Annotated in this window: 16 protein-coding genes; 13 read left to right on the plus strand and 3 right to left on the minus strand. The window is 70.9% G+C overall.

Annotated elements, in window-relative coordinates; genetic code table 11:
• Window positions 1–79: 79 nt before the first annotated feature.
• From ggt to HUW46_RS39235, 9 genes are all read left to right on the plus strand, one after another.
• On the plus strand, window positions 80–1,900 hold the full coding sequence (ggt, locus tag HUW46_RS39195) for a gamma-glutamyltransferase (protein WP_215543738.1): 1,821 nt from the start codon (window positions 80–82) through the stop codon (window positions 1,898–1,900).
• Between the two features lie 105 nt (window positions 1,901–2,005).
• Window positions 2,006–2,932, plus strand: a complete 927-nt coding sequence (gene fmt / locus HUW46_RS39200; RefSeq protein WP_215543739.1) for a methionyl-tRNA formyltransferase — start codon at window positions 2,006–2,008, stop codon at window positions 2,930–2,932.
• Window positions 2,929–4,359: an RsmB/NOP family class I SAM-dependent RNA methyltransferase gene (locus HUW46_RS39205; RefSeq protein ID WP_215543740.1), complete on the plus strand. Its 1,431-nt coding sequence runs from the start codon at window positions 2,929–2,931 to the stop codon at window positions 4,357–4,359. Before fmt ends, HUW46_RS39205 begins: the two co-directional genes overlap by 4 nt.
• Window positions 4,359–4,862, plus strand: a complete 504-nt coding sequence (locus HUW46_RS39210) for a flavoprotein (protein WP_215543741.1) — start codon at window positions 4,359–4,361, stop codon at window positions 4,860–4,862. Before HUW46_RS39205 ends, HUW46_RS39210 begins: the two co-directional genes overlap by 1 nt.
• Before the next feature lie 34 nt (window positions 4,863–4,896).
• Window positions 4,897–5,586: a ribulose-phosphate 3-epimerase gene (rpe, locus tag HUW46_RS39215; protein WP_215543742.1), complete on the plus strand. Its 690-nt coding sequence runs from the start codon at window positions 4,897–4,899 to the stop codon at window positions 5,584–5,586.
• A 98-nt stretch (window positions 5,587–5,684) separates the two neighbouring features.
• Window positions 5,685–6,320 carry a riboflavin synthase gene (locus HUW46_RS39220; protein WP_215543743.1) on the plus strand — a complete coding sequence of 212 codons (636 nt, stop codon included), beginning with the start codon at window positions 5,685–5,687 and terminating at the stop codon, window positions 6,318–6,320.
• Window positions 6,317–7,639 carry a bifunctional 3,4-dihydroxy-2-butanone-4-phosphate synthase/GTP cyclohydrolase II gene (locus HUW46_RS39225; RefSeq protein ID WP_254125381.1) on the plus strand — a complete coding sequence of 441 codons (1,323 nt, stop codon included), beginning with the start codon at window positions 6,317–6,319 and terminating at the stop codon, window positions 7,637–7,639. Before HUW46_RS39220 ends, HUW46_RS39225 begins: the two co-directional genes overlap by 4 nt.
• On the plus strand, window positions 7,636–8,142 hold the full coding sequence (gene ribH / locus HUW46_RS39230; protein ID WP_215543744.1) for a 6,7-dimethyl-8-ribityllumazine synthase: 507 nt from the start codon (window positions 7,636–7,638) through the stop codon (window positions 8,140–8,142). Before HUW46_RS39225 ends, ribH begins: the two co-directional genes overlap by 4 nt.
• A 5-nt stretch (window positions 8,143–8,147) precedes the next feature.
• Window positions 8,148–8,597 (plus strand): PH domain-containing protein, encoded by a 450-nt coding sequence (locus HUW46_RS39235; RefSeq protein ID WP_215543745.1) that lies wholly within the window; start codon window positions 8,148–8,150, stop codon window positions 8,595–8,597.
• A gap of 97 nt (window positions 8,598–8,694) precedes the next feature.
• On the opposite strand, the gene HUW46_RS39240 is transcribed toward HUW46_RS39235, so the two are convergent.
• Window positions 8,695–9,285 (minus strand): DinB family protein, encoded by a 591-nt coding sequence (locus tag HUW46_RS39240; protein WP_215543746.1) that lies wholly within the window; start codon window positions 9,283–9,285, stop codon window positions 8,695–8,697.
• 53 nt (window positions 9,286–9,338) lie between these two features.
• Here HUW46_RS39240 and HUW46_RS39245 point away from each other — a divergent pair, with 53 nt between their 5' ends.
• The gene (locus HUW46_RS39245; protein ID WP_254125383.1) at window positions 9,339–9,911 is read left to right on the plus strand and encodes a TetR/AcrR family transcriptional regulator; all 573 of its coding nucleotides are present in this window, start codon (window positions 9,339–9,341) and stop codon (window positions 9,909–9,911) included.
• On the opposite strand, the gene HUW46_RS39250 is transcribed toward HUW46_RS39245, so the two are convergent.
• Entirely contained in the window at window positions 9,901–10,680 is a 780-nt protein-coding gene (locus HUW46_RS39250; RefSeq protein WP_215543747.1) for an exodeoxyribonuclease III, read from the minus strand. The two genes, HUW46_RS39245 and HUW46_RS39250, sit on opposite strands and share 11 nt — an antisense overlap.
• Before the next feature lie 56 nt (window positions 10,681–10,736).
• On the opposite strand from HUW46_RS39250, the gene HUW46_RS39255 reads away from it, so the two are divergent.
• Window positions 10,737–11,402: an HAD family hydrolase gene (locus HUW46_RS39255; RefSeq protein ID WP_215543748.1), complete on the plus strand. Its 666-nt coding sequence runs from the start codon at window positions 10,737–10,739 to the stop codon at window positions 11,400–11,402.
• 360 nt (window positions 11,403–11,762) lie between these two features.
• On the opposite strand, the gene HUW46_RS39260 is transcribed toward HUW46_RS39255, so the two are convergent.
• A complete protein-coding gene (locus HUW46_RS39260) occupies window positions 11,763–12,494 on the minus strand; it encodes a S1 family peptidase (protein ID WP_215543749.1) in 732 nt (243 codons plus the stop codon).
• A 247-nt stretch (window positions 12,495–12,741) separates the two neighbouring features.
• Here HUW46_RS39260 and uvrC point away from each other — a divergent pair, with 247 nt between their 5' ends.
• Together uvrC and rapZ are read left to right on the plus strand one after the other, a co-directional pair.
• Window positions 12,742–14,721: an excinuclease ABC subunit UvrC gene (uvrC, locus tag HUW46_RS39265; protein ID WP_215543750.1), complete on the plus strand. Its 1,980-nt coding sequence runs from the start codon at window positions 12,742–12,744 to the stop codon at window positions 14,719–14,721.
• 38 nt (window positions 14,722–14,759) lie between these two features.
• Entirely contained in the window at window positions 14,760–15,617 is an 858-nt protein-coding gene (rapZ, locus tag HUW46_RS39270; RefSeq protein ID WP_215550391.1) for an RNase adapter RapZ, read from the plus strand.

Here is a 15,617-nt window from a genome sequence, read left to right on the forward strand (position 1 = left end):
GAGTCTTACCGACCAAAACACGGGACGGCACCCGCCTTCCGTATTGAACGCGCAGCCGCCGACGAGCAGACTCCTCGCCATGTCTGAAGGATCCAGAACCCTGCGCCGTTCGGTGGTCTTGGCGAGCGCGGTCGCCCTCGTGGTGCCGCTCGCCGTGGCGGCACCCGCCGAAGCGCTGCCACAGCGCCCGAAATCGCCCGTCGCGGTCGGGTACCTCGGCGCGGTGTCGAGCATCGACGCGGACGCCAGCGCGATCGGTACCCAGGTGCTGCGCGAGGGCGGCAACGCGGTGGACGCCGCGGTCGCGACCGCCGCCGCGCTCGGCGTGACGGATCCCTTCTCCGCCGGGGTCGGCGGCGGCGGGTTCCTGGTCTACTACGACGCCCGCACCGGCAAGGTGCACACCCTCGACGGCCGCGAGACCGCGCCCGCGAAGGCCGATCAGAACCTGTTCGTGGAGAACGGCAAGGCGCTGCCGTTCGACGACGCGGTGACCAGCGGCCTGTCGGTCGGCATCCCCGGCACACCGGCCACCTGGCAGGACGCGCTGCGGAAGTGGGGCACCCGCTCGCTGGCGGCCGCGGTCAAACCCGCCGAACGACTCGCCAGGCGCGGGTTCGTGGTGGACAAGACCTTCCACGACCAGATCGCCAACAACGCCAAGCGGTTCTCGGCGTTCCCGTCGACGCGATCGCTCTACCTCCCCGGCGGCGCGCCGCCCGAGATCGGCACGAGGTTCACCAACCCGGACCTCGCTGGCACCTATCGCGCGCTCGCGTCGCAGGGCTCGGGCGCCCTCTACCGCGGGCCGATCGCCGACGACATCGCGAAAACCGTGCAGCAGCCGCCGGTGGACCCCGCCTCGGGGCTCAAGGTTCGGCCGGGCTCGATGACCGCGGCCGACATCGCCGCCTACCGGACCGTCGAGCGCGCGCCGACGAACACGCGGTACCGCGGCCTCGACGTGTACGGCATGCCCGCGCCGTCATCGGGCGGGCTGACCGTCGGCGAAGCGTTGAACATCCTCGAAAACACCGATCTCGCGAAGCTGAGCAAGGCCGATTACCTGCACTACTTCCTGGAGTCCACGCGCCTCGCCTTCGCCGACCGCAACCGCTGGATCGGGGACCCCGCGGTGATCGACGTGCCCGCGAAAGAACTGGTGAGCCAGCAGTTCGCCGATTCGCGCGCGTGCCTGATCGACCCGAAGAAGGCGGGCGTCAGCCCGGTCGCGCCCGCGGACCCGCGCAAGCCGGTGCCGTGCCAGGCAGGCAAGACCGGCGCGCCGACGCCGTACGAGGGCGAGAACACCACGCACCTCACCGTCGCCGACCGCTGGGGCAACGTGGTCGCCTACACGCTCACCATCGAGCAGGAAGGCGGCAGCGGCATCGTGGTCCCCGGCCGCGGTTTCCTGCTCAACAACGAGCTGACCGACTTCTCGTTCACCCCGGTCACGCCCGGCGTGCCGGACCCGAACCTGCCCGGCCCCGGCAAGCGCCCGCGTTCGTCGATGGCACCCACCATCGTGCTCGAGGGCGGCAAGCCGCTGCTCGCCGTCGGCTCGCCTGGCGGCGCGTCGATCATCACCACGGTGCTGCAGGTCCTGCTCGGCAGGCTCGACCGCGGCCTGTCCCTGCCCGACGCGATCGCGGCGCCGCGCGCGTCGCAGCGGAACTCCGCGGCGGCCCAGGTCGAGCAGGGCTTCCTCGACCAGCCGGAGACCGCCGACCTGAAAGCGCGAGGACAGGGATTTTCCAGCGCGCCCGCCGAGATCGGCGCGGCGACCGGTGTCGAGCGGCTGAAGGACGGCCGCTGGCTCGCCGCCGCGGAGCCGGTGCGCCGCGGGATCGGCTCGGCGCAGGTCGTGCTGCCGTGGCGGTGGCCGGGGGAGAGGTGACCTGCGGCCGTGATCGCCGACCCGGCAGGGGGCGGCGATCACGGCCCGTAGACTGGCGCGGATGTCTCGTTCCCTCGCTCCCGCGCACATCCCAGGGGTGTGCTGATGCGGCTCGTCTTCGCCGGCACCCCCGAACCGGCCGTCCCGTCGTTGCGCGCGCTGCTCGAATCGTCGCGCCACGAGGTCGTCGCCGTCCTCACGCGGCCCGACGCGCGCTCCGGCCGCGGCAGGACCGTCCAACGGTCCCCGGTCGGCGCGCTCGCCGACGAACACGGGATCGAGGTCCTCACCCCGCCCAAAGCCGGTGACCCCGCGTTCCTCGATCGGCTGCGCGAGCTGGCGCCCGATGCCTGCCCGGTGGTCGCCTACGGCGCGCTGCTGCCGCAGAAGACGCTCGACGTCCCGGCGCACGGCTGGGTGAACCTGCACTTCTCGCTGCTGCCCGCGTGGCGCGGCGCCGCGCCGGTCCAGGCCGCGGTGAAGGCGGGCGACGAGATCACCGGCGCCAGCACCTTCCGGATCGTGAAGGAACTCGACGCCGGTCCCGTGTTCGGCGTCGTCACCGAGGCGATCGGTGCCGACGACACCGCGGGCGCCCTGCTCGGCAGGCTCGCGCTCTCCGGTGCGCGGCTGCTCGCGTCCACATTGGACGGTATCGAGGACGGAACGGTGCGCGCCGTCGAACAACCGGACGAGGGCCTGAGCTACGCGCCGAAGGTGAGCGTCGACGACGCCCGCGTTTCCTTCGATGGGTCCGCGTCCGCGGTGGACCGGCTGATCCGCTCGGTGACGCCGGAACCGGGCGCGTGGGCGGAATTCCGCGGTGAGCGGTTCAAACTGGGGCCGGTCGCGCTGACCGACGACGACCCGATCCCGCCCGGCGAACTGTCCGTGGAGCGCAAGCGGGTGCTGGTGGGCACCGGGACGAAACCGGTGCGGCTCGGCGAGGTGCAGGCGCAGGGCAAGAAGCGGATGGCGGCCACCGACTGGGCGCGCGGTACACGACTGGAACAAGGGGAGCGCCTCACATGAGCGACGATCGCAGGGAGCGGAGGCCGTCCAGGCCGCAGCGGGGGCGCCCGGCGCCGCGCAAGGAAGGCCCGCGTCGTCCGCCGGTGCAGGATCCCGCGCGCCGCGTCGCACTCGACGTGCTGCGCGCGATCAGGGAACGGGACGCCTACGCGAACCTCGCGCTGCCGGAGATGCTGCGCAACCGGCGGATCAGCGGCAGGGACGCCGCGCTCGCGACGGAGCTGACCTACGGCGCCGCACGCGCCGTCGGCCTGCTCGACGCGGTGATCGAGGCCTGCCTCGACCGCCCGCTGTCCAAAGTGGACCCGATCGTGCTGGACGGGCTGCGCCTCGGCGCCTACCAGTTGCTGCGCACCCGCATCCCCGAGCACGCCGCCGTGGCGTCCACTGTGGATCTCGTGCGCGAGGACGCGGGTTCGCACGTGGCGGGGTTCGTCAACGCGGTGCTGCGCTCGGTGTCCGAAAAGGACGAAGCGGCGTGGCTGGAGCAGCTCGCGCCGGACAAGGAGAAGGACGCCATCGGGCACCTCGCGCTGCGCACCGCACATCCGCGCTGGATCGCGCGTTCGTTCGCGGAAGCCTTGGGGGACAAGGGACCCGAGTTGGAGGCCGCGCTCGCCGCTGACGACGCGCGCCCCGAGGTCCACCTGGTCGCGCGGCCGGGGGAGATCAGTGCCGACGAACTCGCCGCGATCACCGGCGGCGATGTCGCGCCGTACTCGCCCTACGGCGTGCGGCTCGAATCCGGCGCCGGCGATCCCGGTGATCTCGAACCGATCCGAGAACGGCTCGCCGCGGTGCAGGACGAAGGCAGCCAGCTGTGCGCCGTCGCGGCGACGAAAGCGCCCCTGACCGGCAGCGACGAGCGCTGGCTCGACCTGTGCGCCGGTCCGGGCGGCAAAGCGGCGCTGCTCGGCGCACTCGCCGTGGCGGCGGGTGCGCACGTCGACGCCGTCGAAAAGGCGCCGCACCGCGCGAAACTCGTCGAGAAGGCGACCGACGGCTTGCCGGTGACCGTGCACGTCGCGGACGGGCGCGAAAGCGAGTTGGACGGCGGCTACGACCGCGTTCTCGTCGACGCCCCGTGCAGCGGGCTCGGCTCGCTGCGCCGCCGCCCGGAAGCGCGCTGGCGCAGGCAGCCGGCGGACGTCGCCGACCTGACGAAACTGCAGGGCGAACTCGTCGCGGCCGCGTACGCGCTGACCCGTCCTGGCGGGGTCCTCACCTACGTCGTGTGCTCGCCGCACCTGGCCGAAACCGAGGGCCTGATCGGGGAAACCGCGCGCAAGCTCGGCGCCGAGGTGCTCGACGCGCGCGAGCTGTTCCCCGGCGTACCGCAGCTCGGCGACGGCCCGTACGTCCAGCTCTGGCCACACCGCCACGGAACCGACGCCATGTTCTGCGCCGTACTGAGGAAACCCCTTTAGTGGCAAGGGATCTGGGGTTGGTCGCGAGCGCGTGCGGCGGGCTGGACACCCGGTTCGCCGCCGAACTCGTCGCACCCGCCGTCGAACGCGGCTGGCGGCCCGCGATCACGCTCACCCCGACCGCGGCGCGCTGGCTGGAGCACACCGGCGGCCTCGACGAGGTCGCCGCGCTCGTCGACCTGCCGGTGCGCGGCACCTCGCGGCTGCCGGGGGAGTCGAGGCCCCACCCGGATCCCGACGTGTTCCTGTTCGCGCCCGCGTCGGCGAACTCGCTCGCGAAGCTGGCGCTGGGCATCGCCGACAACCAGGCACTCACCGTGCTCGGCGACGTGCTGGGGTCACCGCGCGTGCGGATCGTCGTCGCCTACCAGGTGGTCGACGCCCGCCGGTACCACCCCGCGTGGCAACGCCACCTCGACGCGCTGGCCGAGGGCGGGGTGGCGCTGCACCGCATCGACACGCGCAAGCCGCTGACCGAGGTACTGGACCTACTCCCGTCGTGAACGGGCGCCCGCGGACCTCCTACACTGCGTGACCGTGGCCATCGCACCCCTCATCGCCCCGAGCATCCTGTCCGCCGACTTCGCCCGTCTCGGTGAAGAGATCCACGCCGTGGCGGGAACGGGCGAGACCCGCGCCGACTGGGTGCACGTGGACGTGATGGACGCGCACTTCGTGCCGAACCTGACGCTGGGCCTTCCCGTCGTCGAGTCGATCCTCAAGACCACGGACGTGCCGATCGACTGCCACCTGATGATCGACGACCCCGACCGCTGGGCCATCGGGTACGCCGAGGCCGGTGCCTACAACGTCACCGTGCACGCCGAAGCGGCTACGGATCCGGTGAAGATCGCGAAGGACCTGCGCGCCGCCGGAGCCAAGGCGGGCCTGTCCATCAAGCCGGGCACGCCACTGGAAGACGTCGTCGAGGTGCTCAAGCACTACGACACGCTCCTGGTCATGTCGGTCGAGCCGGGGTTCGGCGGGCAGTCGTTCATCGACAGCGTGCTGGAGAAGGTCCGCACCGCGCGCGGCCTCGTCGACACCGGGCACCTGAACCTGGTCGTCGAGATCGACGGCGGGATCAACGCCGACACCATCGAGCGTGCAGCGGAAGCGGGTGTCGACTGTTTCGTCGCGGGTTCCGCGGTCTACGGTGCCAAGGACCCGGCACGGGCGATCGCCGCGCTCAGGGCGCGGGCGGCAGGCGCTGCCAAGCGCGACTGACCAGGCGGGGCGTGGCACCCGTCACCGCAGCACCCCGCCAGGGGCCCGGAAGGTCCACCATGGACGTCCGGACGGCTCGTCGATACAGGAGGCAGGCAGTGTTCACCGGCATTGTCGAGGAGCTCGGCGAGATCGTCGCGGTCGAGCAGGTCCCGAACGCGGCGCGGCTGAGCGTGCGCGGACCGGTGGTGACGACGGACGCGGAGCACGGCGACTCGATCGCGGTCAACGGCGTCTGCCTCACCGTCGTGGACGTCGTGGGCAGCGATTTCACCGTCGACGTCGTGCACGAGACGCTGCAGCGCTCGAGCCTGGCGAAGATCGCGGTGGGCGACCCGGTGAACCTCGAACGCGCGACCGCGGTCGGCGACCGGCTCGGCGGCCACATCATGCAGGGCCACGTCGACGGCACCGGGGTCTACCTCTCCCGCGACCCGCAGGGCCTGACCAGGTTCGCGTTGCCGGAAGGCCTCTCGCGGTACGTCGTGGAGAAGGGCTCGATCGCGGTGGACGGGGTCTCGCTGACCGTCGCCGGGATCACCTCGGAGGAGTTCAGCATCGCGCTGATCCCGACCACCCTTGAGCTGACCACACTCGGCCGCCGCGAGCCGGGTGACCTGGTGAACCTCGAGGTCGACGTGCTCGCGAAGTACGTCGAGAAGCTGGCCACGCCCCATCTGCCGCCCGCGCGGGAGCAGAATGGGAACACAGCTGGGGAAGGGGAGCTTCGATGAGCCAGGAAACCAACGCCGAGTGGGCGCCGTGCGGTGCGGGCGCGGTGGGTGACGACGCCGGGATCGAGAAGGCGGTCGCCGACATCAAGGCGGGCCGCCCGGTCGTCGTGGTCGACGACGAGGACCGCGAGAACGAGGGCGACCTGATCTTCGCCGCCGAGAAGGCGACGCCGGAGCTGCTGGCCTTCATGGTGCGCTACACCTCGGGCTACGTGTGCGTCTCGCTGACCGGTGAGGACACCGCGCGGCTCGACCTGCCGCCGATGTACCACACGAACCAGGACGCGCGGGGCACCGCGTACACCGTGACGGTCGACGCCGCCGAGGGCATCAGCACCGGGATCTCCGCCGCGGACCGCTCGCACACGATCCGGCTGCTCGCCGACCCCAAGTCGTCCGCCGCGGACTTCCGCAGGCCGGGCCACGTGGTTCCGTTGCGGGCCAAGGACGGCGGCGTGCTGCGGCGGCCGGGGCACACCGAGGCCGCGGTCGACCTCGCGCGCCTCGCCGGGCTGCACCCCGCGGGCGTGCTGTGCGAGATCGTGTCGCAAAAGGACGAAGGCGACATGGCGCGGCGGGACGAGCTGGAAGTGTTCGCCGCCGACCACGACCTCCAGGTGATCACGATCGCCGACCTGATCGCGTACCGCAGGCGCACCGAGAAGCAGGTGGAACGGGTCGCCGAGGCCCGGATCCCGCTCGCCGCGGGCACTTTCCGCGCGGTCGGCTACGACAGCCTCCTCGACGGCATCGAGCACGTGGCGTTCGTCTACGGCGACATCGGCGACGGCGAGGACATCCTGGTGCGCGTGCACTCCGAGTGCCTCACCGGTGACGTGTTCGGTTCGCTGCGCTGCGACTGCGGGCCGCAGCTCGAAGCGGCGCTGCAGGCGGTGGCGACCGAGGGGCGCGGCGTGGTGCTCTACGTGCGCGGCCACGAGGGCAGGGGCATCGGGCTGCTGCACAAGCTGCAGGCCTACCAGTTGCAGGACGACGGGGCCGACACCGTGGACGCGAACCTCGCGCTCGGCGTGCCCGCGGACGCCCGCGACTACGGCACCGGCGCGCAGATCCTGTGCGATCTCGGCATCCGGTCCATGCGGCTGCTGACGAACAACCCGGCCAAGCGCGTCGGGCTCGAAGGGTACGGGCTGCGGGTCACTGGCAGGGTCGCGTTGCCGATCTCGCCGAACCCGGAGAACCTGCGGTACCTGCGCACCAAGCGCGACCGGATGGGGCACGACCTGTCGCAGCTGGAGAACTTCGACCAGGTCGGCGCGGACGTCGAGGACGTGCGCAACGGGGGTGGCGCGCGGTGAGCGGTGAAGGGCGTCCCGACGTCACGCTGGATCTGAGCGAGTGCGAGAACCTGCGGCTCGGTGTCGTGGTCACGCGGTGGCACCCGAAGATCACCGACTCCCTGCTGTCCCGCGCGCTCGCCGCGGCGGGTGAGGCGAAGCTGGCCGAGGAGCCGACGGTGGTCAGGGTCGCCGGTGCGATCGAACTTCCCGTGGTGGCGCAGGCGCTGACCCGCAACCACGACGCGGTGGTCGCGCTCGGCGTGGTCATCCGTGGCGGCACACCGCATTTCGAGTACGTGTGCGACGCCGTGACGATCGGGCTCACCAGGGTGGCGCTCGACGAAAGCACCCCGATCGGCAACGGCGTGCTGACCTGCGACACCGAACAGCAGGCGTTGGACAGGGCCGGGCTGCCGGAGTCCAAAGAGGACAAGGGGTTCGAGGCGACGGTGGCCGCGCTGGACACCGCGCGCGTGCTGCGGTCGGTGCGGCAGCCGTGGACCGAGCGGGGCTTCGTGTGACCGTGATGACCCGACCAGCCGAGGAAACCGTCGTGATCCGGCCGCGTCGCGCGTTCTGGATGTCGGCCACGCTCGCGGTCTTGCTGGTGGCGGTGTTCGTCGTGGTCGCGGTGCTGCTGCGCGGCTCGAACACCGGGGTGCGCTTCCAGACCTCCGACCAGGTCGCGATGATCGGCATCGGGGTGCTGCTCGGCCTCGGCACCATGTTGTTCGCGATGCCGAGGGTCCGCGCCGACGCCGAGGGCATCGAAGTGCGCAATGTGTTGGTGGGCAAGCGTTTCGCGTGGACGGACGTGCTGTCGGTGAGCTTCCCCGACGGGGCTTCGTGGGCCAGGCTCGAACTGCCGGACGACGAGTACTACTCGGTGATGGCGGTGCAGGCCGTCGACCGGGAACGCGCCGTCGAAGCCGTGCGCGTCCTGCGTCGGCTGCACAAGCAGGCCTGGTCCGAGTAGCGCCGCGATTGCTCATGCCCCGAAGGCCACCTTCGGGGACCTGAACGCCACAAATCCGGCCCTCGCGCTGGCGCCAGCCAGTTTTCCGTGCCGCCCGTCAGGATGACCGGCGCGCGGCTTCCGTGGCGGCGGATTCCACGCGGGCGCGGTAGTCGCTCCACCACGCCGCATCGCCCGGGGCCAGATTGTCGTTGCCCGCCACCATTCCGGCGGCGCCGTCGACGAGTTCGCGGACGATGTCGGCGTGCCCGGCGTGCCGGTGCGTCTCGGCGGTCATGTGGACCAGCACCCGGTGCAGCGTCACCTCGTTCTTGCCTTCCGGCCAGTGCGGCACCCTGCCCATCGATTCCAGTGAAAGCGCCTCGATCGTCGCGTCCGAATGCGCGCACACCCTGCGGTAGAGACCGACGATCTCCGCACGCGTCTCGTCCGCGGTGGCCCACATGTCCGCGTTCGGCTCGGCGTCCTCGGTCAGCCACGGCATCGGCTCGGGGCACGGGCGGCCGAAGACCGTGCCGAAGTACCCCGATTCGCACCCGGCGAGGTGCTTGACCAGCCCGAGCAGGTTGGTGCCGGTGGGGGTCAGCGGGCGGCGGATGTCGTACTCGCCGAGCCCGTCGAGCTTCCACAGCAGGGCGTCCCGCCCCGCGCGCAGGTAATGGTGCAGTTCGCTCTTCGGTCCGGTCATGCCGACAGCCTCTCACCCGGCACCGACAACACCGCGCTGTGTACAGTGTAGACGTGAAGACGGCTGAGCGGATCGCGGTGGCGGCACGGGAAATCCTGGAGAAGGACGGCGCCGACGCCGTCAGCATGCGCAAGGTCGCCGAGGCGGTTGGCGTCACGCCGATGGCCATCTACCGGCACTACGAGAACCGCGAGGCGCTGTTGCGCGCGATCGCGGACGCCTGCTCGGTGGAACTGGCCAGGGACTGGGAAAAGCGGGCCGCCGAAGGAGACGCGGAAAGCACGATCATGGCCATGCTCGAAGACTTCCTCGACTTCGCGCTGCGCCGCCCCCGGCTCTACACCTTCCTGATGATCGACCGCAGGGACGGCGTGCCCCGGTTCCCGGACGACTTCCGCGGCGCGGGCGCGCCGCCGTTCAGCCAGACCGTGCGCGCGGTGGAAGCGGGCATGCGGGACGGCACTCTGCGCGAGGACGACCCCCTGGAGGTCACGCAGTCGTTCGCCGCGCAGACGCAGGGACTCGTGCAGCTCTACCTCGGCGGCCGGATCGGACTGTCCGAAGAGGACTTCCGCGCGCTGTGCCGCCGCGCGCTGCAACGGGTTTTCGCCGGGCTCAGGGCGTGAGGTCGACGACCACCGGTGCGTGGTCGGACCCGCCCTTCCCCTTGCGCTCCTCGCGGTCGACGTAGGCGTCTTCGACGGCGCTCGCGAACGACGGGTTGCCGTACACCAGATCGATCCGCATGCCGCGGTTCTTGGGGAACGCGAGCTGGCGGTAGTCCCAGTAGGTGTAGGGGCGGTCGTACTTCAGCGCCCTCGGCAGCACGTCGGAGAGCCCGGTCTCCCGCAGCATCGCCAGTGCCTTGCGCTCCGGCTCGGTGACGTGGGTCGAGTTCTCGAACGCGCTGATGTCCCACACGTCCTCGTCGGTGGGTGCGATGTTGAAGTCACCGAGCACGGCGAAGGGGCGGTCCGCGGCCAGTTCCGCCTCGGCGGTCGCGCGCAGCGCGTCGAGCCAGCGCAGCTTGTAGCCGTAGTGCGCGTGCTCCGGTTCGCGGCCGTTGGGCACGTAGACCGACCACACGCGGACCCCGCCGCACGTCGCGCCGATCGCGCGCGGTTCGGCGGTGTCGTCGTAGGTGGGTTCGCCGACGAGCCCGCGGGTCACCTCGTCGATCCCCGCGCGGGACAGGATCGCGACCCCGTTCCACCGCCCGAGGCCGTAGGCGGCGACCTCGTAGCCGAGTTCGCCGACCTCGTTGTGCGGGAAGGCTTCCGTGGTGCACTTCAGCTCCTGCAGGCACAGCACGTCCGGTTTCGCCGACGAGAGCCACGAGAGCAGGCGGGGAAGCCTGGCGCCGACGGAGTTCACGTTCCAGGTCGCGATGCGCATGGCCCGAGAATCCCATACCCGGCGCGCCGGGTATGGGATGGGTAGATTCCGCGACCATGGCAGTACCGATGCGCCGCCCCGCCGCAGTTCTGTTCGACGTGCTGGAAACCCTCGTCCAGCTGGAACCGCTGCGGCAGCGGTTCGTCGAGGCGGGACGGCCCGGCCATGAACTCGAACTGTTCTTCGCCCGTATGCTGCGCGACGGGATGGCGTTCACGCTGGCGGGGGAGGCGCCGCCGTTCCGGGCGGTCGCGGCCGCCGAACTCGCCCTCACCACCGGGCTCGGGCCGGAACCGGTGGACCACATCCTGGACGGGTTCACCGGCCTCCCGCTGCAGCCGGACGCCGAACCCGCCTTCGATCTGCTCGCCGACGCGGGAATCCCTTGCTACGCCTTCACGCACGGCTCGGCGTCGGTCATCTCGTCGGCGCTCGACGCGGCGGGGATCGGGCACAAGCTCGCCGGAATCCTGTCGGCGGAAAGCATCGCGTCGTTCAAGCCGCCGTCGAAGGTCTACCACTGGGCGTGCCGGGAAATCGGCGTCGCACCGGAAGCGGCGGCACTCGTCGCCGTGCATTCGTGGGACACCCACGGCGCGCTGCGGGCCGGGCTGCTGGCCGGGCTCGCGACGCGGCTCGAAGGTGCCCTCTCGCCCGTGGTCGACCGCCCGCACGTGGTGGCGGCACGGGTCGACGACGTGGTCGAGGGGTTCCTCGCCTGAGCCGACTTCCTCTTGGCCCGGCAAGTGCGCGGAGTCCCCGAAGGTGGCCTTCGGGGCATCTGGCGCCCCGAAAGCCACCTTCGGGGCACCGGCAAGCGGAGCCCGCCCTCCATGAAAAAGTGAGAAAAGTGGCGCTAAGCGCCCCGAGGGTCACCTTCGGGGCATAAGGGGATTTCTGTTGTGGCGGCAGGCTTCCGCGAGGGCCGAGTTCGCGGCGCTCAGTTCACGGCGCTCAGTTCCCCGAAGGTGGCCTTCGGGGCATGTGCGGAAGCCCGGCTGTGGCCGAAAAAGCCGCCACCGGGAATGGAGACGGCCGTTCCCGCCGCGGATCGCGCTGGCGGGAACGGCCGTTGATCGGGGTCAGACCCCAGCGGTCTGCTTGATCCAGTCCCTGCTGGCGGCGACGCTGGAGTAGTTGTTCGTGCCGGTCTTGTTGGTGCCGTCCTGGTTCTGCACCGTCGACGCGACGCCGACCTGCACGCCGTCCGAGACCTGCGGGCCGCCGGAGTCGCCCTTCCACGCGGCGCCGTTGATGCCGACGCTCTGGATCGCCGGGCCGCCGTCGTTGTCCGAAGAGGTGCCCTTGACCTTGACGTTCGTGGTCTTCAGCGCCGAGGCTGGCGGGCCGGTCGGGGTTTCGCGGCCCCAGCCGTACAGCTCGTTGGTGGCGCCTGCGGCGGGGTCGCCGTCCCCGAGCTTCATGAAGGTGGTGTCGACGCCCTTCTTCAGGTGCAGCAGCGCGATGTCACCGTTCGGCGAGACCTCCTTGCGGTCCACCTCCGCTTCGGTGCCCTCGAACAGCTTGTTGCTGCCGACCTTGACGTGCATGCCGCTGCCGTCCTCGTCGAGGCAGTGGTGCGCGGTGAGCACCCACTCGGCGGCGATGATCGTGCCGGAGCAGTTGAAGCCCTGGAACTGCCGGTCGGGGGTGTTGACGTAGACCTGCGCGCCCCACGGAACGGCCTGCGCGGTGGTGCCGCCGACGATGAGCGGCTGCGCGCCGGAGGAGGGTGCTGCGGTGGCGGCGCCCGCACCGAGGGTCAGTGCGACCGCGGTGAGGGAGGCTGCGCCAAGGATGCGTGTGCGGCTCACGGCTGAGAAGTCCTTTCCGCCGGACCAGGAGGCCCCTGAATGATTTTCTTCGCCGAAGTGGCGTGAGACGGAAAGTAACCATCTGAATCACCCGGTAGGAACCAACGAAGGTCTGGTACGGGGAAAAGCCCGACTTCCGTCGGGTATTCGGCTCCGGTGCGTCATAACCGGCGGGAAAGGCCCACTCTCACGTGGGCGAGACCGGGGGGTGCACGAACCTGTCGGTGCCGCGCCATAGGCTTGTGCCGTGGCTGATCCGTCCACCTACCGTCCCTCACCGGGGAGCATCCCGGACGCACCTGGCGTGTACAAGTTCCGCGACGCCACGAAGCGGGTCATCTACGTCGGCAAGGCGAAGAGCCTGCGCAGCAGGCTGAGCTCCTACTTCGCCGATCTCGCCGGTCTGCACCCGCGGACGCGGCAGATGGTGACCACTGCGGCGAGCGTCGAATGGACCGTGGTGGGCACCGAGGTCGAGGCGCTCCAGCTGGAGTACAACTGGATCAAGGAGTTCGACCCGCGGTTCAACGTCCGCTACCGCGACGACAAGACGTACCCGGTGCTCGCGGTGACGATGCACGAGGAGTTCCCGCGGCTGCACGTCTACCGCGGCCCGCGCAAGAAGGGCGTGCGGTACTTCGGCCCGTACGCGCACGCGTGGGCGATCCGCGAGACGCTCGACCTGCTGCTCCGGGTGTTCCCCGCGCGCACCTGCTCCACCGGCGTGTTCCGCAGGCACGGCCAGATCGGCAGGCCCTGCCTGCTCGGCTACATCGAGAAGTGCTCCGCGCCGTGCGTCGGCAAGGTCAGCGCGGAGGAGCACCGCGCGATCGTCGAGGACTTCTGCGACTTCCTCGCCGGCCGCACCGACGCGATGGTGCGCAGGCTCGAAAAGGACATGGCGCGGGCGTCCGAGGAGCTGGAGTTCGAGCGGGCGGCGCGGCTGCGCGACGACATCGGGGCGTTGCGGCGGGCGATGGAGAAGCAGGCCGTGGTGCTCGGCGACGGCACCGACGCGGACGTGGTCGCCTTCGCGCACGACGACCTGGAAGCCGCCGTGCAGGTCTTCCACGTGCGCGGCGGGCGCGTGCGCGGGCAGCGCGGCTGGGTCGTCGACAAGGCGGAGGAAATGGACGTGCCCGCGCTCGTCGACCAGTTCCTCACCCAGTTCTACGGCGAGCAGGCCGAACTGGCCCGCGACGACGCGGAGCCGGGTTCGCCCGTGCCGCGCGAGGTCCTCGTGCCCGAACTGCCCGCGGACGCCGACGCGGTCGGGGAGTGGCTGTCGAGCCTGCGCGGCTCGCGAGTTCAGCTGCGGGTGCCCCAGCGCGGGGACAAGCGCTCGCTCGCGGAAACCGTCCAGCGCAACGCCACCGAGGCCTTCGCACAGCACAAGCTCAAGCGCGCGGGCGACCTCACCGCGCGCTCGGCCGCGCTGTCCGAGCTGCAGGAGCACCTCGGGCTCGACACCGCGCCGCTGCGCATCGAATGCGTGGACATCAGCCACATCCAGGGCAGCGACGTGGTGGCCTCGCTGGTGGTGTTCGAGGACGGCCTCGCGCGCAAGTCGGAGTACCGGCGCTTCGCGCTCAGGGAGGCCGCGGAGGAGGGGGACGTCGCCTCCATCGCGGAGGTCGTCCGGCGGCGGTTTTCGCGCTACCTCAAGGAAACCGCCGACATCGAAGGCGCCGAGGACACGTCAACGCCCGGGATCGACCCGGAGACCGGCAGGCCGCGCAAGTTCGCCTACCCGCCGAACCTGCTGGTCGTCGATGGCGCGGGCCCGCAGGCCACCGCCGCCGCGGAGGTGCTCGCCGAGCTGGGCATCACCGACGTCGCCGTGATCGGTCTCGCCAAGCGACTGGAAGAGGTGTGGCTGCCGGCCGACCCGGATCCGGTCATCCTGCCCCGCACCTCCGACGGGCTCTACCTGCTCCAGCGCGTGCGCGACGAGGCGCACCGGTTCGCCATCCGGTACCACCGCGAAAAGCGGTCCAAACGCGTGCAGTCTTCGGCGCTCGACGGCGTGCCCGGTCTCGGCCAGGCGAGGAAGACGGCGCTCATCAAGCATTTCGGCTCGGTGAAGAAACTCAAGCAGGCGAGCGTGGACGAGATCGCCGGAGTGCAGGGCTTCGGCAGGCGCACCGCGGAAGCGGTGCACGCCGCGCTGGCCGGTTCGACGAACGGTTCGGCGGAAGCCGGCCACGGAGGGGAGAAGGGCTCGTGACGAGCGACAGTGCAAACAGCGGCGACGCGCGCGCAGGGATGGAGGTCGCGGTCGTCAGCGGGCTTTCCGGCGCGGGCCGGAGCACCGCGGCGAAGTGCCTCGAGGACCTCGGCTGGTTCGTGGTGGACAACCTGCCGCCGGAGCTGATCGCCACCATGGTCGAGCTGGGCGCGCAGGCGCGCGGCGTGATCACCAAGGTGGCCGTGGTGATGGACGTGCGCTCGCGCGCGTTCACCGACGACCTCGCCTCCGTCATCAAGGATCTCGACGCGCGCGGCTACAAGCCGAGGGTGCTGTTCCTGGAGGCGACGGACGCGGTGCTGGTGCGCCGGTTCGAGGCGGTGCGCCGAGGGCACCCGATGCAGGGCGACGGCAGGCTCGCCGACGGCATCACCGCCGAGCGGGCGCTCCTCGCGCCGCTGCGCGAGGAAGCCGATCTCGTGCTGGAGACCTCGTCGCTGTCGGTGCACGACCTGCGGGCCAAGATCGAGGACGCGTTCGGCTCCGAGGCGAGCACGCAGACCCGCGTCACCGTGCTGTCCTTCGGCTACAAGTACGGCCTGCCGATGGACGCCGATCTCGTGATGGACGTGCGGTTCCTGCCGAACCCGTTCTGGATCCCCGAACTGCGCGACCACACCGGTCTCGACGGCGAGGTCCGCAACTACGTGCTCTCGCAGGAAGGCGCCGAGGAGTTCCTCGACCGCTACCACCAGCTCCTGGGGCTCATCGGCGCCGGGTACAAGCGCGAAGGCAAGCGCTACCTCACGCTCGCGGTCGGGTGCACCGGCGGGAAGCACCGCAGCGTGGCCATTTCCGAGGAGCTCGCCACCCGACTGTCCGATGAGGACGGAATGGCCGTGAAGGTGGTGCACCGCGACCTTGGCCGCGAGTAA

Source organism: Amycolatopsis sp. CA-230715 (genome assembly GCF_018736145.1).
GTDB lineage: Bacteria > Actinomycetota > Actinomycetes > Mycobacteriales > Pseudonocardiaceae > Amycolatopsis.